The organism is Lederbergia citri, from assembly GCF_018343625.1.
In the GTDB taxonomy this organism is placed as follows: Bacteria; Bacillota; Bacilli; order Bacillales; family Bacillaceae_C; genus Lederbergia; species Lederbergia citri.
The window spans coordinates 1,648,091-1,668,748 of record NZ_JAGYPG010000001.1; the positions used below are offsets into that span (position 1 = coordinate 1,648,091).

Below are 20,658 nucleotides of genomic sequence, written 5' to 3' on the forward strand. Positions count from 1 at the left end.
ATTATAAGGAAGGTTGTGCCTTTATTAACGTTACTTTAATCGAAAAGACTCAACCTTTTCATATTTAGGTGTCTTTTCAGGATGAGTTTGATATAGTACAACCTCATCTGCAATAAATTTGAATTCGGTAAAAACTTCCGAGGTGAATTTCTGAAAATCAGAAGATGAAAATAAACTGTCACTATTCCATTTTCTCGCTAGAGTAATATGCGGTTTAAAAGGTCGGCTTTCAAGTTGGAAACCTGCTTGAATACAGCTGTCGTAAACTTTTGAACGAAGGCTTTGCAGATTTACTGAATGATTGACCCCAGCCCATAAAATTCTTGGTGCTTTCGGACTCCCGAAAATGCCTGTATTGATTATATTCAACTGAAACGATTGAAAATCATTTATTTCTTTTTCTACTATTCGTAAGGATTGTTCCAATTTGGACTGATCCGCATGACCAAGAAAAGCAAGAGTAATATGATAATCTTCGTGATGAACCCATTTATTAAATGGAAATTCTTCCTTGATTTGCTCACTTACTTTTAATAAAAATTTCTTTGCTTCATCTGGTAGTGTTAAGGCAAAAAAGTAATGTCCTGTCATAAGCTCAATTCCTTTTTTTATATTTAGTATTACCATTTAAACATAAAAAATGGCAAGAAATGATTTGAACAGGAATTAAACTTGTATATGCGTAAATGGATCACTCGTGAAAGGCAATAGCACATCTTAGAACGATTCAATGGTAATCTATCGTTTTGAACTACAATTGAACCTTACGGACAGGTTATAACCTCTTCAAATGTGTTATTACTAAATAAAAAAATTCGGCAATTACACTCCTTTCGGAGATGCCGAATTTTCATTTTAAAGTGAATAAGCTTGTTTTGCAGATTCAAATTCCTCAACAAATAATGTTTGGAGTTTTCTAGTCACTTGACCAGGCTTGCCGTTACCGATTTCTCTTTCATCTAGTTTTACAACTGGCATTACTTCAGATGTTGTACTTGTAACGAAAATTTCGTCTGCATTTCGCAATTCCTCTAACGTAAATGCTTCTTCACTAAATGGAATATTATTTTCCTTACATAAGCGAGCAACGACTTGGCGAGTAATACCGTTTAAAATTAAGTTTGTAGCTGGATGGGTCTTTATTTTTCCATCTACGACAATATAAGCATTTGATGCAGAGCCCTCAGTCACTAGGCCGTTTCGGTGAAGAATTGCTTCGTAGCAGCCTTGTTCAGTTGCAGCTTGCTTCGCTAATAAATTTGGGAGAAGATTTAAGCTTTTAATGTCACAACGAAGCCAGCGAATATCGTCCGCAACCATTGCGGCAACGCCATTTTCCAAAGATTCTACTGGTCTTGCTACTTCTTTTGTATAGGCAGTTAATACAGGTTTCGTATCTGCACTTGGAAAAACGTGGTTTCTCGGAGATGCCCCTCGAGTAAGCTGCATATAAATGGAACCATCATGAACATCATTTACTTGAATAAGTTGATTCATTAATTCGAGTAGTTCTTCTTTTTGAAAAGGTACTGTAATCTTAATTTTATCGGCACTGCTATAAAATCTCTCCAAATGCTCGTCACCAGTAAAGAGTACCCCGTCATAAACGCGGATCACTTCATACACTCCATCCCCGAACTGATAACCACGGTCTTCGATATCAATTGCTGCTTCTGATCGATCGATGATTTTATCATTCAAAATTACTTTTACCATTGTTTTCATCTCCCTATTTTTCACGTGCAAGCTCAAAAATGGCTTGTGCGTATATCGCTGTTGCTTTTACTAAGTCATCTAATTCCATATATTCATCTTTTTGATGGGCTACGTCAGGACGACCAGGGAACAATGCCCCGAAGGCGACACCTGATTTTAATGATCTAGCATATGTCCCACCGCCAATAGCCATTAAAGAAGCAGGTTTATGTGTCTGCATTTCATAAACATTTTTTAAAACTTGAATCAATTCATTATCTTCGGAGACGTGATGCGGCTCAGAATTTGAAAAATTGGCGACGGAGAAACCTTTTTCTTCTACAGATTTTGTAAGGGTTTCTAAGCCTTCTTTCCATTTAAACGTGACAGGATAGCGCATCGTTAATCCGAATTTGCCGCCTTCCTGTTCATTATATGACATAATGCCCACATTAATTGTCAGTTCCCCTGAAATATCATCTTTAAATTGAACACCTAGATTTCGTCCTCGTGAATCCCCAAAAAAGAAATCGACTGCTGATGATATGAATACTTTTCCTTTATTATCTAATTCAACTGTTGATAAAAAGTTAGCTAATAGGAGACCAGCATTTCTTCCTTTATCAGGCTCACTGCCATGAGCAGAAACTCCCTCAAGTTCAATGATAAAATAACCACTTTCAACATAGTATTGTCCTTGCAATTCTTGATTGCTTAAGAAATCATTATACATTTGCATAAGTTCCGTATTATTCTCATTAACATCGAGCACAGCTTTTGCTTTATCTGGAACCATATTATAACGCAGTCCTGATTCAAATGATAAAAGTGTAATTGCACTAGTTGAATCATTCGATTCTTCCACATTTTGAACAAGGTCGAAATCCGCTATTCCCTTTTCCGCATTAATGATTGGAAAATCGGCGTCAGGGGCAAAGCCCATATCAGGCATTTCTTCATGCTGAAAATAATGATCTACACAACGCCATTTACTTTCTTCATCAGTTCCGATGATTAACCGCACACGTTTTTCTAGCGGCAATTCCAATTCTTTAATAATTTTCATCGCATAATAAGCGGCCATTGTTGGCCCCTTATCATCAATCGCACCTCTAGCAAAGATCTTGCCATCTTGTACGACACCTTCAAAAGGATTGACGGACCAGCCATCACCAGCGGGCACAACATCAACATGTCCTAGTACACCTATTAAACGTTCGCCAGTCCCCATTTCTAGGTGGCCAGCCACATCCCCACTGTTTTTTGAAACAAACCCGTCTCTGTCTCCTATTTCCAGCATATAATCCAATGCTTTTTTAACATTTACTCCTAATGGTGCTTCTTCCGTGGCATTTCCTTCATCCAATACACTTTCAATCTTTAATAATCCTTGTAAATCTGCTATTAAATGTTCTTTTCGTTTTTCAACCTCTTTTAACCAATTGATTGAACCCATGATCATACTCCTTTTCAAAGGCCCCTTCTTCTTTTGCCTTAAACTTGTATTCACTATGTTTTATATTGTACCTCTTTTTAGCCCATCAGAAAAAGAAAAAATGATTACGAATCCAAATATTCAGAAACAGAGAACAACTGATAATGAAGAGAAATGGTAAAACAAGTATGGTCTTCACAACTTTTTTCCCTTCAAAATAAGCTTCTTCTGAGGCATACTTTTTTGTAAAAGAGTGGCTGCCTACTACCTTATACCAAACAGAACCAAGCCAAGTAAGAAGGAATACCGTTCCAATAATGGCCATCGTAATTTTTAACCATAGAGGCGGAAGCATCACTGTTGCCGCAGATGTTACACCCATTATTTGAAAATATCCAATAATATATTCGGTATTTCTAGTTGTCGCCTTAATAAAAAGTTCAATAAATCCATTTTTAGGTGTACGATTTTTAAATATTCGATTTGATTTAGAATATAGACGTGGACTTTTTCGGACTGGAACTGGTTTCGGCATCTTTTCCATATCCATTGAAAGCCCAAAAATAATTTCGATATATTTATTTTTTTCTAGTTCTTCAATCGCCAAATCCTGCTCAAACGTATGTACAGAGTTGAAACGCCGCCGAATGAACCATGCAGAGACGATTGTATTGATTAATATTAACGCAAGGATCAATACAAAATTTTCGTTTATGAATGCTTTATAACACCACATCCAAATGATAGCCGCTCCGATAAATAGAGGAATTCCTCTTAAAAGACTTCTCCAGCCTCTTAATTCGACATTCAATCTACCTTTTACTCCCATAATTAGCCATTTCATTGAAACCCACATCGCCGCCAATACAACCAACTGCCCCATGTGTAAACCAAATTGTATAAACCATAGAGGAGCTATTAATGAACAAATGGTTACAGCTAACAACAACTGAAAAGCGTATGAATAAATAATGCCGCCCCGTTTCATGCCGAGGAAAAGAGTTTCTTTTTTTCTTAAAAAGATTTGATCTGCTTCCCTTACATATGTTAAAAAATGATCGCTCCATAATAACAAGAAAAAAAGGATGAAAATAGCTGGAAATGGTAGGAGCGTCATCCAGTCTGGAATTTGAACCCACCACGATCGATATACAAAAAAGGAAATGACAATGGCAGGTATGACTAAATAAACGAGTACCGTCCAATCTACAACTCTTTTAACAACAGCAAATTGCTGTTTCCAATTTTGACTGATTCGTTTAAACAAAAGCTGCCTGCTATTCATTAATCTCATCCTCAATCGAAATGCATGAATAAAGACTCCCATCTTCTGCACCACATTGTTTTATCACTTCATCAAAAGTGCCCGCTGCCTTCATTGTTCCTTTTTCTATTATGATAAAAGAATCACAAATACGTTGTGCAGTGTCTAAAATATGTGTACACATTAGAATCCCTGTTCCTTTTGTACGTTCTTCCTCGAGCATATTCAATAATAGTTTTGTAGACCCTGGATCGAGACCCATAAATGGCTCATCAATAATTAATAAATCTGGTTTTGTAAATAAAGCGAGAGCAATCATCCCTTTTTGCTGCATCCCTTTTGAAAAAGTTCCTGGAAATTCATGAATTCTATCGATTAACCGAAATTTTTTTAAGATTTCTTTTGCGTACGATAGGGAAGATTCCCCCAGTTCCTCCACTGCAGTGACAAATTCAAAATGCTCCCATAACGTTAATTCTGGATAAAAAATCGGCCTTTCAGGTATGTATGAATAGTGGCTTCCTTCCTCTCTCTTAATCTCACCATTCAAATATGGAAGCTCTCCTAGAAAAGCTTTGATCGTTGTGCTTTTTCCCGCACCATTTGAACCGATCATACCGACTAATTCAGACCTCTTTATTGAAAATTGGATATGGTTGATCGTTTCCACATTCGTTTTATAGCCTGCTTGTTTAATATTCACTTCCAACAATGACATGTTGCTCACACCTTATATTTTGATCACTTTTTTATACGAATTAATTTAGTGGAAAGTTTCGGTGTTGTTCATTTTGCAAAAACCCTTTAAATTTTCACATTAATGCGTTAAAATAGAACTGTCTGAATTAGTTGCCTTTTATGAATAACAGACTTTAGTATTAGTGAAAAATTTTTAAGGAGTTGTCTATACGGAAAAAGATAATAGCCCGTTCTGTCCGGGACATTAAGCCGACCGTTCCATCTGCCAAGGAATTAAAGATGAGGGAGTGGTTTTTTGAAACCTTCGACGAACAGAATGCTTACCCGAATTAAAGCCATTTACTTATACATTAAGGAAAATGGCACCGTAACGACACGTGAGCTTGCGGATGAATTTGGGAGCACTCCTCGCACCATTCAAAGAGATTTGAATGTGTTAGAATACAATGACTTAATCAGCAGCCCACACCGGGGAAAATGGACGACAACAAAGAAAAAGGTAAAAATAACATCATAGAAAATAATATAAACCGTTGTTGAGTTGTTTATTGAAACGATTCACTATAAAAAGCCATTTAATCATGCAAATCTCATTTAAAACAAGGTTGCAGACTAAATGGCTTTTTTATTATTTTTACTCTCTAAATTTTAGGTTTCCTATTCATATTGGACATAATCCCAGGATTTTTTGTTTGTATTCTTCTTATTGGTCTTAACCTCATGATTTTTCGGTAACTTGTCTATTTTACATATTATTTTAATTAACATAAAAATAAAGATTCATAATATCTTAGCTTGAAAAAGCAAGCGCTACTCTCTATTATTTCGAATCATTTATCTAATAATGTTTATATTACTAGATTAAAACCACCCATTACTCTCTACATTATAATAAAATCGACATATAGTATTCATCTACATATTCTCCATCAATGAATAATGAATCTCTTTTTACTCCTTCGATTTCAAAGCCCATTTTTTTATAGAGTTTGACAGCTACTTCATTTGTTGCAATTACTGTTAAATCTAGACGATGTAGACCGACTTGTTTTGCCCATTCAAGAACATAGCTAAAAAGAGCTTTCCCTACACCTTTTCCCCGGCTTTCACTATGTACACCAATAACAATATAGCCTCTATGTGCGATTCGTTGTGGTTTCTCATTTTGAACAATCATATAGCCTATAATTTGTTCGTTATCAGTAGCTACAAATAAACCTGATTTGCTATTGCTATTAATAGATTCAATATATTTTGCAAAAGCTTCAGCACTTACTTTTCTTTCTCCTGGTGAGAATAGCATAAACCCTGATTCCTCTGCATTTTTCATGACAGCAACTACTTGGGATGCGTCATGTATAATGGCTTTTCTTACTTTAACCATTGTGTATTCCTCTTTTCTAAATCATTATCCTACATGAATTTTGTATCCACATTCATTATTCTTTATCGACTACCATTTTCCTTTAAAACCACACTATGACTACTATGACCAAATTAGTCCTGTTCTTTTGGGGAAAATTCCTTTAACTGTAGTACTTCCTCTTCAGTAAGCTCTCTGTACTGTCCATTTTCCAATGTATCATCTAGTAGAAGTGGCCCCATCGATATACGTTTTAAGTAAACTACTTTTTTTCCTACTGCTTCAAACATTCTTTTTACTTGATGAAACTTTCCTTCTGTAATGGTCAATTCAATATCTGAATACTCTCCAGATTTTAAAATGGTTAATTTCCCCGGTTTTGTCTCATAACCATCATCAAGAGTGACCCCTTTCCCAAAAGCTGCTACGTCATCTTCAGTTACAGGGCTATTAATGACGGCAAAATATTTTTTAGGAACTTTTTTTTTCGGGGATAAAAGTTGGTGTGCAAGCTTCCCATCATTTGTTAGCAGCAACAAGCCTTCCGTATCTTTGTCGAGCCTTCCTACTGGAAAGGGACTAAAAACGGCTTCTTCATCGTTCAATAAATCAATCACCGTTTCATCTCTGTCATCTTCCGTAGCTGAAATGACACCCGCAGGCTTATTCATCATGAGATAAATAAACTCACGATATTGAACTTTTTCACCAAAAAGGTAGACAGAGTCCACTATCGGATCCACGTGAAATTTCGCATCTTTTACTATGTTCCCATTCACCGTAACCTGTCCATTTTTTAAAATTTTTTTTACTTCTTTTCTGCTTCCATATCCTATATTTGATAACAACTTATCGATTCGCAAAACTCTCGACCCCTTTTGTTTATAATAATACGCAGTTTTTAGGCTGTTGCCCAAACATAATTTAGCTTGAAACATAGGCTAATGATGCAGGTGATAAATGGAATGGAGTGAATACACACATGAAATTTCGACAACAAATGCAACCCCAGTTTCATGGAGAAATGCTTCCTCAACAATTCCCTGGTACGTCTGGAAGCACTGGAATGACCCAAAGAATGAGCCAAATAGAAAGAAGAATGCAACGATTAGAGAGAGAACATGAGCGCTTGCATTCGCGGCTTACAAGACTAGAAGGCATGGGTGGCATGGGTGGTAGTATGACAGGGTTTCCTGGGCAAGCGGGATTTCCGGGACAGACAGGTTTTCCAGGACAGACTGGGTTCCCGGGACAAACAGGGATTCCTGGTCAAATGACATCTGCTGGAATGGGCTTTCCAGGACAAATGCAGTTTCCAGGAGGTCGTCCGGGGTTCGAATACCAAGACTACTATTAACCAAATGAAGAACTGACTGTACTGGAAGATCCAAACGGTCAGTTCTCTTTTAAAAGTAGATAAAGCACACCTTTTTTGATCATCAATTTTCATCTTAGGCTTTAGCTGTCCAGCTACTGGAGCTTGCACTTTTCTTATATACTTCTAATCCCTAATTTACGTTTTACTTTTGTCAATCTTTCGCCAAACAGTCGATCAGCCAGTCCAGATTTAAGTCCTAGATAGGCATAAATCACACCTCCGATGGAAGCACAGATAATAATGATCAGGATCGATTGAAATCTAGATTCTGGAGTTAGGAAAAGGAGCAATCCCTTATAAGCAAAATAAACAGGTACGACCATCATGACGTTAAATATGATTATTAATAGGGATCGTCTAAAAATTAACCTAAATGGATAGCGCGCAAAACTTCTAATGACAAAAAGATTGATAATAATAGAAACAGTATACCCCAAGGAAGTTGCATATATGGCTCCTTCCGTTCCAAATGCTTTAATGAATGGAATATTAAAGGATAATTTTAATAGTAAACCTGTTAGCAAGCTTAAAATCGTAAACCGCTGTTCATTAATCCCCTGTAAAATCGCTGCTGTAACTGAGTATAATGCGAAGAGAATCGCTACAGGAGCATACGCGCGAAGAACCTCTCCCCCGAAAGGATTATACGTGAAAAATGCCGAATAAATCGGATCCGCTAGTAGAGACAATCCTAAAGCGGCGGGTAATGTAATAAACATTAACACTTGTATCGTCTGGTCGAGCTGACGAAACATGATTTTTCGATCATTATTTACGAATGCCTCTGTAATAAGCGGAACGAGCGTCAACGCAAAGGCTGTTGCTAAGGAAACTGGAATGATGACGAGCTTATGTGTTGTTCCATTTAAAGTACCTAAAGCATTAAAACTATTTTTAGCTTTACCGGCTTGCTCCATGGCACTCATAAAAGTAGCTTGATCGATAAATTGATAGAGAGGGTTCGCTATTCCTACTAAAACAAACGGAAACGCATAAACGATAATTTCCTTATACATATCTTTTAAAGAAATTTGTAAGGTTCCTTTGTCATGTTTTAATAGTTCATCGAGACCAGGCTTTCGTTTTTTCCAATACACTAGAAGGACGACTAAGCTGGCGATTCCCCCGATAAGTGCTGCAAAGGTGGCAATACTGATAGCAGTAACAATACTTCCTTTTAAGATAAATAAAACAACGAAACTTCCTGCCAACAAAAAGATAATACGTGCAATTTGTTCTACTACTGTCGACATTGCTGAAGGGCCCATCGACTGATGTCCTTGGAAAAAACCACGGATTAAACTCATTAATGGAATTACCAACAGGGCAAAGCTAACTGCCTTGATTACTTGTGAGACGTCGGAAACAGTATATGTGGTTTTCGCTCCCCGCAAAACAATTTCCGCCAACGGTGTAGCAGTTGCATACATTATCAGGAATGCTATGATCCCTGTCGCACTCATAACTAAAAGACCGGATTTAAATAATTTACGACCGACCGCATATTCTTCCATTGCATTATACTTAGCGATATATTTAGAAACAGCTAAAGGTACTCCTGCTGTTGCAATACTGATAAAAATGGTATAAGGCACATACCCAAAATTATATAAAGCATACGGTCCTTCCCCGCCAATTATGGCATAGAAAGGGATTACGTATATTAATCCCAACACTTTCGACAATAATGTACCCAACGTTAATATAAAAGTTCCCCGAATTAATTTAGAAGACATACATTCTCTAACTCTCCATTTGTTTTTTTCTGTAAAAATAATATTAAGTATATTACATCCGTTTTTACACGGTAAACCACAAATTATAAACATCTTATCACCGAATTTGAAGTGTTTCCTTTCGCTTAAAGAGCCTTTTATTCGGTAAATCTCTATTGTTAGTTTACAGTTATCCACGCCATTTGACAATGAACGAGATATGAACTGTTTGCTTTTCATCTGCTCTAATTTTACAATTGTATCAGCAAATAACAAGGTGTTGACTATATTATGTATGATGTCATTGTAATAGGCGGAGGACCTTCAGGATTAATGGCTGCTATTGGAGCTGCTGAAAATAATGCTAAAGTTCTTCTCATTGATAAAGGAAATAAATTAGGACGCAAGCTGGCTATTTCCGGCGGTGGACGCTGCAATGTTACAAATAGGCTTCCGATCGACGAAATTATCCGTCATATTCCGGGAAACGGCCGCTTTCTTTACGGAGCATTTTCGGTTTTTAATAACGAAGATATCATCCGCTTTTTTGAAAATCTAGGAATAGAACTAAAGGAAGAAGATCACGGAAGGATGTTTCCCGTTTCCAACCGTGCTCAATCGGTTGTAGATGCCCTTTTAAACCAGTTAGACCTTCTCGGAGTTAAAATAAAGGTAAATAGTCCCGTACAAGAGCTTTTATTTAGCAATCATAAAATTGCTGGAGTTTTATTAGAAACAGGAGAAAAAATTTCAAGTAAATCTGTTGTAGTAGCAACTGGCGGTAAGTCTGTTCCTCAAACTGGCTCAACAGGCGATGGATTTCCTTGGGCAGTTGAAGCAGGGCATACGATATCAGAACTATTTCCTACAGAAGTCCCTGTCACATCATCAGAAGATTTTATAAAAGAAAAAACATTACAAGGATTATCATTGCGTAATGTAGCATTAAGTGTTCTAAACCCAAAAGGAAAGCCACTCATTACTCATCAAATGGATATGATTTTCACACACTTTGGCATTTCCGGTCCAGCTGTTCTAAGGTGCAGCCAATTCGTTATTAAAGCACAAAAAAAATGGAAACTCGATGATGTTATGATGTCATTGGACGCACTTCCGGAACGTAAGCAGGAGGATTTACATAAGGATTTATTAAAAATAGTGAAGGAGGAGCCTAAGAAGGCTATAAAAAATGCGTTTAAAGGAATCCTGCCTGAACGATATTTATTGTTCTTATTAGAGCGAAGCGAAATTGATTCTGGAGCAATATGTACATCGATTTCTAGTGAAAAATTGCGTTCCTTTGCGCAAAATTGCAAGCAATTCCGTTTTAAAGTAGATGGAACATTATCGCTTGAAAAAGCATTCGTCACGGGCGGAGGCGTATCCGTTAAAGAAATCGAACCAAAAACAATGGCCTCTAAGCTAATGTCTGGTCTGTATTTCTGTGGAGAGGTGCTCGATATTTACGGATACACAGGGGGCTACAATATCACATCTGCTTTAGTGACTGGGAGATTAGCCGGTATAAACGCAGCCCAGTCAAGTAAATAAAAAAAGTAAAGCTGCCTAGACATATCTAGACAGCTTTCATTTTACATACAACACCATGGCACTAAAACAATAAACTTGTTCTGCGCCAGCTTCCCCAATAGCAGCTACATTATATTTAATGTCAATTATATCTCTTTCCTCCAGATCTCCAAGAAAAGCATTCATTTCAACCTCGAGATCTTTTTCATGCTCACAATCGAATAATTTTACTTGAACCATTGTACTCACCTTTTTAGAGTTTTTTATTAAGTATTCCCTAAGAGGTGATTTTTTATACAATTCAGAATTTAATCTAAATGTCGATTGAAATATCTTCTTAAACCTTCTCCTAATATATTGAAAGTGAAAATTACATATGCTAGTGCGAGTGCTGGGAAAAAAGGAATCCAAAAGGCAGTAACAACGTCTTTTCTTGCCTCTCTCATCATTGTTCCCCATTCAAGACTTGTATTTACGATATCGCTTACACCGTAACCAGTTTGAATAAATTCGACCTTCATAAAAATCCCAAAAATGGCTAACTGACCCATTAATAATGCAACTCGTCCAACATCAAGACAAAAATTCGTTGCGATGTCCGGTGCTAGATTAGATAAATAATAGTTTTTCAATAGATTGACCGGCTTCATTCCTATTGTAATTCCAGCATCCATATAGGGTTTTTTTGAAATTAAATGTGCTTGTTGCTGAATGATGTAGCTGACTCTTCCAACTTCTACAAGGGCTAGTACTATGATAGCCCAATACATTCGATGCTCGGCATAAAGAAGAAAAGGCATATTTAATAAAATGATGGCAATAAAGATTGTTGGAAGGCTGGAAAAAAGTTTATGCCATCCATTTATAATCTTGGGCATGATTCCTTTATTCTTATAACCCGATAATCCTAGTGGGATTGCGATCAGATAACGAATAAACGTAATTCCAAAAATAAGGAGAATCGTTTCTTTTGCACCCATTACAATCAAGCTAAATAAATCTCTTCCATCGCGGTCAGAACCAAGCCATTGACGTTCAGACGGTGCAAATGGAGCTTTTTGAAATTTCCCATTTTCAGGGAAAAAAAGTCGTTCACCTTCTAATTTTGTATCGACAAATGGTAATTTGGGTCCAATAAACATAACGAATAATAGAATGGCTAACAATACACATCCAATAATTAAAAATTTATTTCTCATTAATCTCTCTCCCATTCTAGTTTTATACTTTTTCTAATAATAAAACCAACAAGCTGAGAGAGCATGACGAGCACAATAAAGCAAAAACCGGTTCCGATTATTATCCCAGGTTCATAAATTGGCCAACCTCCACCAATTGTTTGAGCAACACCTATTGCTGTAAATACACGATACGCAATTCCTTGATAACCAACTATGTATTCAGTAATGAGAAGGCTTGAAAGGATAAAAAGCATTAAAGGCGTAATATGCGTTAAAATGGTTTGCATACTATTTCGCATAATATGTTTATATAAAACTTTCTTATTGCTAAAACCTTTAGACTTCGCAACTTGAATATATAACTCTCCTTCTTCAGCTGCGATTGACGCAAATGTGATTCGCGCAATATACATCATTGGATACAAGGAAACAAGGAATCCAATTATCAAAAAATTATACCAAACAGCATTATTAAAGAGCCGTAATGAAGGAATCATGAATATAGTTAGCCAATGAACACAAAGAATAATGAAAAAATCAGGAATGGACTGAAGGAACCAAGTACTACCATTTCCAAATATTTTAAGCTTACTATCTTTGACCCTATAGTCAAAAATACCTTTAAAGATCCCCAACACGATACTTAAAACAAAAGCAACAGCAATGACCTTTAAGCTTTTAGGTAAGTATCGTTTAATCTCTTCTTCTGCTGTTATTTCAAATCTCGTCATACCTAACGAATGCTCATCTTTTAGTAAATGATAAAAATTTTGCAAACTACTTTTGTACTCTTCCCAATGAAATTCATATTTTATAATTGGGGTCATGGCTATCCCATCATAATCATAAACTGGGTTACGTGGAAATAGTACAATTAAGATAAGTAATAATAATACAATTATGTATAGAGCTATTGATTTTAAAGCATTCATTAAAACTGTAATGCTCAACTCCCCCTTATTATCTATATCTATATTATCTAATAATATTAATAATAAAAGGCTATCTAGAAAGTTACAACCTCATTCTAGATAACCTTTTTGTAAAATACTATTTTTTTGGTTTAAGCGATCCTTCCCATTCAAGCATTCCGCCAACCATATTACAAACATTATAGCCTTGATCAAAAAGGTACTCACAAACTCTGCTGCTCCGACCACCGGATCTGCAAATAATAATATATTCCGAATGTAGATCCAGTTTATCAAGTTTTTCCGGAATATCACCCATTTTTATATGAACTGCTTCTGGAATCATCCCTTCTGCCACTTCTTCATCTTCTCTCACATCAATGAGATTTAATGTTTTTCCTTCCTCTAGCTGCTTTTGGACTTCTTCGGGAGTAACTGTTTTAATAAGCTCCATTCCTTATCACCTTTCTGAACTAATTCGCAACAATATTTACTAATTTACCAGGAACCGCAATTACTTTTCGAATCGTTTTTCCTTCAATCATTTCTTTGATTTTTTCATCGTTCAATGCAACTTCTTCAAGTTCTTCACGTGTCGCTTTTCGAGAAATTGTCAACTTTGACCGAACCTTGCCATTCAATTGAACAACGATTTCTACCTCATCGTCAACAAGCTTTGCTTCATCATAAACTGGCCATTGTTCATATGCAAGTGTGTTTGAATGTCCTAATTTTCCCCATAGTTCTTCTGAAATATGAGGAGCGATTGGTGAAAGTAATTTTACAAAACCTTCAACATACTCTTTTGGCAGAACATCAGCCTTATATCCATCATTGATAAATACCATCAACTGAGAAATGGCTGTGTTAAAATGTAATGCTTCGTAATCACTCGTCACTTTTTTAACGGTTTGATGATACACTTTTTCAAGAACTGGACCAGCGCCATCTTTTATTTTATCTGTCAGATTTCCATCTTCATCTACAATAAGTCTCCACACACGATCAAGGAAACGGCGAGATCCATCGAGACCAGTAGTAGACCAAGCAATAGAAGCATCTAGAGGTCCCATGAACATTTCATATAAACGCAATGTATCGGCACCGTGGCTTTCCACGATATCATCCGGGTTTACTACATTTCCTTTAGATTTACTCATTTTTTCATTGCCTTCACCAAGAATCATCCCTTGGTTAAATAGCTTTTGAAAAGGCTCTTTCGTTGGTACCACACCAATGTCATACAAAAATTTATGCCAGAAACGTGCATATAGCAAGTGAAGAACCGCATGCTCGGCACCGCCGATATAAATATCAATCGGAAGCCATTTTTTCAAAAGCTCCTCATCTGCAAGTGCTTTATCATTTTTAGGATCGATATAACGAAGATAATACCAGCAACTGCCTGCCCATTGCGGCATTGTATTCGTTTCACGGCGTCCTTTTTTCCCCGTTTCAGGATCTTCTACATAGAGCCAATCTTCAATATTCGCTAGTGGAGATTCCCCTGTTCCAGATGGTTTAATTTGATCGGTTTCAGGTAAAACGACAGGAAGTTGGTCTTCAGGAACTGTCGTCATTGTTCCGTCTTCCCAATGAATAATCGGAATTGGTTCGCCCCAATATCGCTGACGGCTAAATAGCCAATCTCTTAGACGATATGTGACCTTCTTCGTCCCTTTCTCTTCCTTCTCCAACCATTCAATCATAGCAGCAATTGCATCTTCCTTGTTCATTCCATCAAGGAATCCAGAATTCACGTGAACTCCGTCTCCTGTATAAGCAGCTTCTTCGACATTTCCGCCAGCTACAACTTCGATGATTTCCAATCCGAATTTTTTAGCAAATTCATAATCTCGCTCATCATGCCCTGGAACAGCCATTATGGCGCCAGTTCCATAAGACATTAAGACATAATCGGCAATCCAAATTGGGATTTTTTTGCCATTCACAGGATTTACAGCAAATGCCCCTGTGAAAACACCCGTTTTATCTTTTGCAAGATCTGTTCTTTCAAGATCACTTTTTGATTTGATTTGATCGATATACGCTTGGACAGCGGATTTTTGCTCTGCTGTCGTAATTTTATCGACGAATGGATGCTCTGGTGCAAGGACTGCATAAGTTGCACCGAAAAGCGTATCAGGACGAGTCGTAAATACAGTGAACGTTTCATCAAAACCGTCAATCCCGAAAATGACTTCCGCACCTTCCGAGCGTCCAATCCAGTTTCGCTGCATATCCTTAATGCTTTCTGGCCAATCCAATTCTTCCAGATCGTCAAGAAGGCGATCTGCGTATTTTGTAATCCTTAAAATCCATTGCTTCATAGGGCGACGTTCTACTGGATGTCCGCCGCGCTCACTTTTTCCATCGATGACTTCTTCATTAGCAAGTACTGTTCCTAGAGCAGGACACCAGTTAACAGCAACTTCGTCAACATAAGCAAGCCCTTTTTCAAAAAGCTTAGTGAAGATCCATTGCGTCCATTTATAATAATTCGGATCTGTCGTGTTGATTTCACGATCCCAATCATAAGAAAACCCAAGTTCCTTAATTTGTCTTTTAAACGTATCGATGTTATGCTGCGTAAAATCTGCAGGGTTATTACCAGTATCTAACGCATATTGCTCAGCGGGTAGCCCGAAAGCATCCCATCCCATTGGATGAAGAACGTTGTAGCCTTGCATTCTTTTCATTCTTGAAAGAATATCAGTTGCCGTATATCCTTCAGGGTGTCCGACATGCAACCCAGCACCAGATGGATATGGAAACATATCAAGGGCATAAAACTTTTTCCCTTTCCCATGTGCATCTGTTTTAAATGTTTTATGTTCTTCCCAATATTTTTGCCATTTTTGCTCTATTTCTTTGTGGTTGAAACTCATGTTATTTCCTCCTATTTTTAATAAACAAAAAACCCCTCATCCCAGAAAAACATTTTTCTTGGGACGAGAGGTTGAATCTCCCGCGGTACCACCCACATTAGTGTAATTACACTCACTTCATTCATCCTTAACGCGGAAAACGGCACGTATTACTTAGACTTTTATTATATATTCGAAATGAGGTCGAAAACTTAATAAAAATCCTTTGACACATGCAACTTAAAAGGTGAGTTCGTGATTGTTCCTGATTGGCTTGCACCTTCCGCCAACTCTCTAAACAGGCTGTTAATCATTACTAATCCTTCGTTAACGTTTCATTTATGTTATTCATGATATTACCAATTGTAATCAATATTATACAATGTTTCAACAAAATTTCAATGTTAGGAAATGAATGAAGAATCTTTATCTAACGATTTTAGTGGCCGATCGTAGAAGTAAGTAAGAACTAGGGCAAAGACTAGAAGGACGATCATGAAATAAAATAGCATATTCATCCCATTTAAGTCGACAAGAATTCCCCCAAGAACTGGCCCAATCATTCTTCCTCCTGTGGCCGTACTATTGACAATACCTTGATAAAAGCCCTCTCTGCCTTTCGGAGCTAATTTATCCGCAACCGTAGGAACTACTGGCCATACAAGCATTTCGCCAACTGTTAAAATGATCATGGCAGCGAGAAATCCGCTGAATCCATTTACAGTACTCGCCAGGAGGAATGAAATAACGAAAATAAAAAAACCGATGATCATTTGACCTTTTAATTTATCACTGTATTTTTTTAGAGCTCTTTGCAATATTGGTTGAGCTAGGACAATTAAGGCTCCATTGACAGTCCATAAAAAACTATATTGTTTTAATGTAATATTAATCTCTTGTGTATATGCTGCTATGGTGGATTGCCATTGAACATAGCACACCCATCCTAATAAATAAGCGGAACATAATAATAAAAGAGCAAAAAATTTATTTTTGCTTTTTAAGGATTTCCTTTCCTGCAATACATTTGTTTGCGCTAACTGATTTCCTGCAATATTTTTATATCCAAATATCGCTAAAAATAAAAAAACGACATACATAACTAGATTCGCTAGAAAAATATAATCAAAGGAATAGAATGCGACAAAACCTCCTAATGCAGAACCGATTGCAACTCCCGCATTTTGCGCAACATACACCGCATTAAAAGCTTTTCTGCCTCCTTCTTTCCAAACAGCTCCGGCCATAGCAAACATGGACGGAAACACAATTCCTCCTCCGAAGCCAATTAAGGCCAAGAAATAAACATAATGAGGCCATCCATGCCATATTGTTAATCCTGTTAATGAAACGACAGAGATAATGATTCCTAGTAAAATCGAACGATAACCGCCAAATTTATCATATAGCATTCCACCGAATAAGTTTCCTACAACACTTGCAGCTGAATTTAACATTAAAACTAATCCAGCAACAGATAGAGATTTACCTAAATGCTCATGGATATAGATCGCATTGAGCGGCCATAAAAAAGAGGATCCTGTCACATTTACTAGCATCCCAATGACTAACAGCCATAATGCTTTTGGCAAGTTTGTCTGCACCCTTCCTAACCTTATATTTCGTGTACCAAAGCAATTCTATGCTTTTTTATATAGGCTGGCAAGAAAGAAAAAGATAAAAATAAATTCAGTTAATTTATTAAGTTTTATGTTGAAAATACTAATTTTTTGATTGTTAACAGAGAGAGATGCTGGACAATATTAGCGGGAGAGAAGCAGGATGTTTTATTGAAAATGGAGAGTCTCATTAAGGGCCTGTATATTAAATCCTGACTTTTCAAGGAGAGAGGACTTTGAAACGAATTGATTTACTTTTAACCGCCCTAGATTCAACTTACGATAAAGAGAGTTAGTATGCACCATTTAAACATGCTATAGAAGGACTTACTGCCGAACAGACTAACTGGAAACCATCTTGAGAGGCGACAAATAACATTTGGGAGAACGTTAATCATCTCATATATTACAAAGAGAGGCTTGCTGCCAACTTGGAAGGGCTTGAATGGGAAAATAATCTAGACGGTAATGAAACCTTCTATTTAAATGATCAATCTAATGACGACATGGACTGGAAAAAAGTCGTTGAACGGGCGGAAAATGCTCAACGCAATTTAAAACAAGTATTTAGTAATATTTCCGCTGAAAGACTTGATCATTCACTTGAAGGGAAATTACTAGACATCATGCTTCACGATGCTTATCATACAGGGTAAATTATACAATTAAGAAAATGCAAGGCTCTTGGCCATCAAATCGTTGACCAAAAGAAGAATTATTTAGTTTTGGTAAATACAAAGTAGTTCTTTTATATAAATTCATTTTTGAGAAATCTGGCACCCTAAAAGTGCCAGATTTCATTTATTAATGCCAAGTGCTATACAACGGATGATCATGGTTTTGGAGAATCATTTTGTTTTGCAACTGCTGCACTTTTAAGCGAATTCGATGCAATTGTTCTCTCTGCTGTGGATTCGAGCTATCGGTTAGTTTTTCAAGCTCCTGCACTGCGTTTTCTAACCCTTGCTGCGCCTCGCTGAACTCCACATCATAGTAGTGTTCCTGCTTTTTTGCTTCTGTAAACTGGTCATTCGCATAAAGAATTGCCGACTCACAACGATTTATACAATCCTCAATCGATTGGCGAGTTGCCACTAACAATCCTCTCCTTTCAACCTGTCCCTTTTGGACCCGTCCCCTTTGAGACTGTCCCAAAGGGTCAGGTTTAGTTTGTTCTCTTCTGTTTAGGGTTATGTTACAATTTTTTGTATGTTGAGTTAGGAGTTGGAAGAAGTGTCTTTAGAGAATATTCTTTCTTTTGCACGATCGGTTCTTGAAAAGGTCGTGGAGCCTGGAGATATTGTTGTTGATGCGACAATTGGAAATGGGCATGATACTCTTTTTTTGGCCAATCTTGTTGGGGTTACAGGCCATGTATACGGATTTGATATTCAGGAAGAGGCTGTTCACGAAACGAAGAAATTGCTTATGTCAAATGATTTATTAAGTTGTACTACCCTTTTGCATACAGGTCATGAACATGTCCTAAAAGTTATTCCAAAAGATCAACATTCCCGGATTAAAAGTGCCATATTTAATTTAGGGTATTTGCCAAAAGGTAACAAATCCATTATTACAAAACCTGAAACAACCATATACGCAGTTCATCAACTTTTAAAAGTTATGGTTTCTGGAGGCGTCGTTGTTCTCGTTATTTATTATGGTCATAATGGAGGAAAATTAGAAAGAGATGCTTTGCTTCGGTACACATCAAGCTTAGACCAAAAAAAATATCACGTTTTGCAATATGCTTTTATTAACCAAATGAACAATCCTCCTTTTATCATCGCGATTGAAAAAAGAGGCAAACAATAAGTTTTTGTTAGAAGGAATACCAATCTGCATTAAGATTGGTATTTTATTTATAGATAATTTTATTTATTCCAACTTATCTGTGTTACAATTAGATTATATATTGTGAAGTTTTTCACGAAATATAGGGGGATGATTATGAAAAAGGTGATTATAGCTGGGGGAACGGGTTTTATCGGCCAATACTTTAAGAATAGATTTCATCAACTAGGTTACGAAGTAATCATTATTTCAAGACAACAACACAATATTCAATGGGACGATAGACAAGCAATTGTAGAAGCATTAGAAGGCTCTGAACTATTAATAAATCTTGCCGGGAAATCAGTAAATTGTAGATATAATGAAAAAAACAAAAAAGAAATTATGGATTCAAGAATAAAAACGACAAGAATTCTTGGGGAAAGTATTTTACAATGTAAAAATCCGCCTAAAGTTTGGATGAATTCAAGTACTGCTACGATTTATCTACATGCGGAAGACAGACCAATGACTGAAGAAAATGGAGAAATTGGGGCAGGATTTTCGGTCGATGTAGCTACTAAGTGGGAAAAGGAATTGTTCAGTTTTGATTTACCTAATACAAGAAAAATCGCATTAAGAACAGCAATCGTATTAGGAAAAGATGGTGGTGTTATAACACCTTATCGAAATTTAGCAAGGCTAGGGCTCGGCGGCATACAAGGAAATGGCAAGCAAAAATTTAGTTGGATTCATATCGAAGATCTTTTTCAAATCGTTCTTTTTCTAAATAACAGGAATGACCTTGAAGGCGTATTTAATTGTTCTGCTCCCAATCCTGTAAGTAATCATGAGCTTATGAAATCACTTAGGGATGCAATGAATGTAAAACTTGGTTTACCTGCACCAAGATGGATGCTAGAAATTGGTGCAGTCTTAATTAAAACAGAAACGGAATTAGTCTTAAAAAGTCGTTGGGTTATACCAGAAAGACTCGAAAAAGAAGGGTTCAACTTTTCTTTTGATACACTAGATAAAACTTTTAAAAATATTTTATAAAAGAAGCGCTTGGATACATTCTTCCAAGCGCCCTTTTATCTATTCACCGGAAAATTATGGATTTGGACTATGTGGATACCTTTAAAGAATGTGGTTCCCGTCTAGCTTCAGGCGCCAGCCCCTCGAGGTCAAATAACCTGAGTCAATAAAAGTCGAAGAGCAGACTTCT

The 20,658-nt window shown here is 36.8% G+C and carries 20 protein-coding genes, 1 pseudogene and 1 other annotated feature; of the genes and pseudogenes, 6 read left to right on the forward strand and 15 right to left on the reverse strand.

Annotated features, from left to right (window positions below; genetic code table 11):
• Nucleotides 1–30 precede the first annotated feature (30 nt).
• The 5 genes from thpR to KHA97_RS08320 form a co-directional block, all read right to left on the reverse strand.
• Nucleotides 31–591, reverse strand: a complete 561-nt coding sequence (gene thpR, locus KHA97_RS08300; protein ID WP_213124213.1) for an RNA 2',3'-cyclic phosphodiesterase — start codon at nucleotides 589–591, stop codon at nucleotides 31–33.
• A gap of 264 nt (nucleotides 592–855) precedes the next feature.
• Nucleotides 856–1,716 (reverse strand): D-amino-acid transaminase, encoded by an 861-nt coding sequence (gene dat, locus KHA97_RS08305; RefSeq protein WP_213124214.1) that lies wholly within the window; start codon nucleotides 1,714–1,716, stop codon nucleotides 856–858.
• A gap of 13 nt (nucleotides 1,717–1,729) precedes the next feature.
• The gene (gene pepV / locus KHA97_RS08310) at nucleotides 1,730–3,151 is read right to left on the reverse strand and encodes a dipeptidase PepV (protein ID WP_213124215.1); all 1,422 of its coding nucleotides are present in this window, start codon (nucleotides 3,149–3,151) and stop codon (nucleotides 1,730–1,732) included.
• An 85-nt stretch (nucleotides 3,152–3,236) separates the two neighbouring features.
• Entirely contained in the window at nucleotides 3,237–4,415 is a 1,179-nt protein-coding gene (locus KHA97_RS08315) for an ABC transporter permease (RefSeq protein WP_213124216.1), read from the reverse strand.
• Complete coding sequence (locus KHA97_RS08320) at nucleotides 4,408–5,112, reverse strand: ABC transporter ATP-binding protein (protein ID WP_213124217.1); 705 nt, start codon at nucleotides 5,110–5,112, stop codon at nucleotides 4,408–4,410. The genes KHA97_RS08315 and KHA97_RS08320 overlap by 8 nt, the downstream gene beginning before the upstream one ends.
• A gap of 276 nt (nucleotides 5,113–5,388) precedes the next feature.
• Here KHA97_RS08320 and KHA97_RS08325 point away from each other — a divergent pair, with 276 nt between their 5' ends.
• The gene (locus KHA97_RS08325; protein ID WP_213124218.1) at nucleotides 5,389–5,610 is read left to right on the forward strand and encodes a DeoR family transcriptional regulator; all 222 of its coding nucleotides are present in this window, start codon (nucleotides 5,389–5,391) and stop codon (nucleotides 5,608–5,610) included.
• A 369-nt stretch (nucleotides 5,611–5,979) separates the two neighbouring features.
• Here the strand turns inward: KHA97_RS08325 and KHA97_RS08330 are convergent, their stop codons facing one another.
• Both KHA97_RS08330 and KHA97_RS08335 read right to left on the reverse strand, forming a co-directional pair.
• Entirely contained in the window at nucleotides 5,980–6,477 is a 498-nt protein-coding gene (locus KHA97_RS08330) for a GNAT family N-acetyltransferase (RefSeq protein WP_213124219.1), read from the reverse strand.
• 113 nt (nucleotides 6,478–6,590) lie between these two features.
• A complete protein-coding gene (locus KHA97_RS08335) occupies nucleotides 6,591–7,319 on the reverse strand; it encodes a pseudouridine synthase (RefSeq protein WP_213124220.1) in 729 nt (242 codons plus the stop codon).
• Nucleotides 7,320–7,438: 119 nt separating this feature from the next.
• Between KHA97_RS08335 and KHA97_RS23940 the strand changes: the two genes are divergently transcribed.
• Entirely contained in the window at nucleotides 7,439–7,813 is a 375-nt protein-coding gene (locus tag KHA97_RS23940; protein ID WP_233713337.1) for a bZIP transcription factor, read from the forward strand.
• A gap of 134 nt (nucleotides 7,814–7,947) precedes the next feature.
• Here the strand turns inward: KHA97_RS23940 and KHA97_RS08345 are convergent, their stop codons facing one another.
• Nucleotides 7,948–9,570: a putative polysaccharide biosynthesis protein gene (locus KHA97_RS08345; RefSeq protein ID WP_213124221.1), complete on the reverse strand. Its 1,623-nt coding sequence runs from the start codon at nucleotides 9,568–9,570 to the stop codon at nucleotides 7,948–7,950.
• Nucleotides 9,571–9,837: 267 nt separating this feature from the next.
• Between KHA97_RS08345 and KHA97_RS08350 the strand changes: the two genes are divergently transcribed.
• A complete protein-coding gene (locus KHA97_RS08350; RefSeq protein WP_213124357.1) occupies nucleotides 9,838–11,100 on the forward strand; it encodes a BaiN/RdsA family NAD(P)/FAD-dependent oxidoreductase in 1,263 nt (420 codons plus the stop codon).
• A 36-nt stretch (nucleotides 11,101–11,136) separates the two neighbouring features.
• On the opposite strand, the gene KHA97_RS08355 is transcribed toward KHA97_RS08350, so the two are convergent.
• The 6 genes from KHA97_RS08355 to KHA97_RS08380 all read right to left on the reverse strand — a co-directional run bounded on the left by KHA97_RS08355 (nucleotide 11,137) and on the right by KHA97_RS08380 (nucleotide 17,630).
• Entirely contained in the window at nucleotides 11,137–11,319 is a 183-nt protein-coding gene (locus KHA97_RS08355; protein WP_213124222.1) for a sporulation protein Cse60, read from the reverse strand.
• 68 nt (nucleotides 11,320–11,387) lie between these two features.
• Nucleotides 11,388–12,278 (reverse strand): ABC transporter permease, encoded by an 891-nt coding sequence (locus KHA97_RS08360; protein WP_213124223.1) that lies wholly within the window; start codon nucleotides 12,276–12,278, stop codon nucleotides 11,388–11,390.
• A complete protein-coding gene (locus KHA97_RS08365; RefSeq protein ID WP_213124224.1) occupies nucleotides 12,278–13,210 on the reverse strand; it encodes an ABC transporter permease subunit in 933 nt (310 codons plus the stop codon). The genes KHA97_RS08360 and KHA97_RS08365 overlap by 1 nt, the downstream gene beginning before the upstream one ends.
• A 100-nt stretch (nucleotides 13,211–13,310) precedes the next feature.
• Nucleotides 13,311–13,625: a rhodanese-like domain-containing protein gene (locus KHA97_RS08370; RefSeq protein WP_213124225.1), complete on the reverse strand. Its 315-nt coding sequence runs from the start codon at nucleotides 13,623–13,625 to the stop codon at nucleotides 13,311–13,313.
• A 19-nt stretch (nucleotides 13,626–13,644) separates the two neighbouring features.
• The gene (leuS, locus tag KHA97_RS08375; protein ID WP_213124226.1) at nucleotides 13,645–16,059 is read right to left on the reverse strand and encodes a leucine--tRNA ligase; all 2,415 of its coding nucleotides are present in this window, start codon (nucleotides 16,057–16,059) and stop codon (nucleotides 13,645–13,647) included.
• A gap of 56 nt (nucleotides 16,060–16,115) precedes the next feature.
• Nucleotides 16,116–16,378 (reverse strand) — a binding site (T-box leader).
• 64 nt (nucleotides 16,379–16,442) lie between these two features.
• Nucleotides 16,443–17,630, reverse strand: a complete 1,188-nt coding sequence (locus KHA97_RS08380; RefSeq protein ID WP_213124227.1) for an MDR family MFS transporter — start codon at nucleotides 17,628–17,630, stop codon at nucleotides 16,443–16,445.
• A 263-nt stretch (nucleotides 17,631–17,893) separates the two neighbouring features.
• On the opposite strand from KHA97_RS08380, the pseudogene KHA97_RS08385 reads away from it, so the two are divergent.
• Nucleotides 17,894–18,313 (forward strand): annotated as a pseudogene (locus KHA97_RS08385) (DinB family protein).
• 148 nt (nucleotides 18,314–18,461) lie between these two features.
• Here KHA97_RS08385 and KHA97_RS08390 read toward each other — a convergent pair.
• A complete protein-coding gene (locus KHA97_RS08390) occupies nucleotides 18,462–18,752 on the reverse strand; it encodes a YtzC family protein (protein ID WP_213124228.1) in 291 nt (96 codons plus the stop codon).
• 138 nt (nucleotides 18,753–18,890) lie between these two features.
• Between KHA97_RS08390 and KHA97_RS08395 the strand changes: the two genes are divergently transcribed.
• Both KHA97_RS08395 and KHA97_RS08400 read left to right on the forward strand, forming a co-directional pair.
• Entirely contained in the window at nucleotides 18,891–19,472 is a 582-nt protein-coding gene (locus KHA97_RS08395) for a tRNA (mnm(5)s(2)U34)-methyltransferase (protein ID WP_213124229.1), read from the forward strand.
• A 132-nt stretch (nucleotides 19,473–19,604) separates the two neighbouring features.
• Nucleotides 19,605–20,489 (forward strand): TIGR01777 family oxidoreductase, encoded by an 885-nt coding sequence (locus tag KHA97_RS08400; protein WP_213124358.1) that lies wholly within the window; start codon nucleotides 19,605–19,607, stop codon nucleotides 20,487–20,489.
• Nucleotides 20,490–20,658 lie beyond the last annotated feature (169 nt).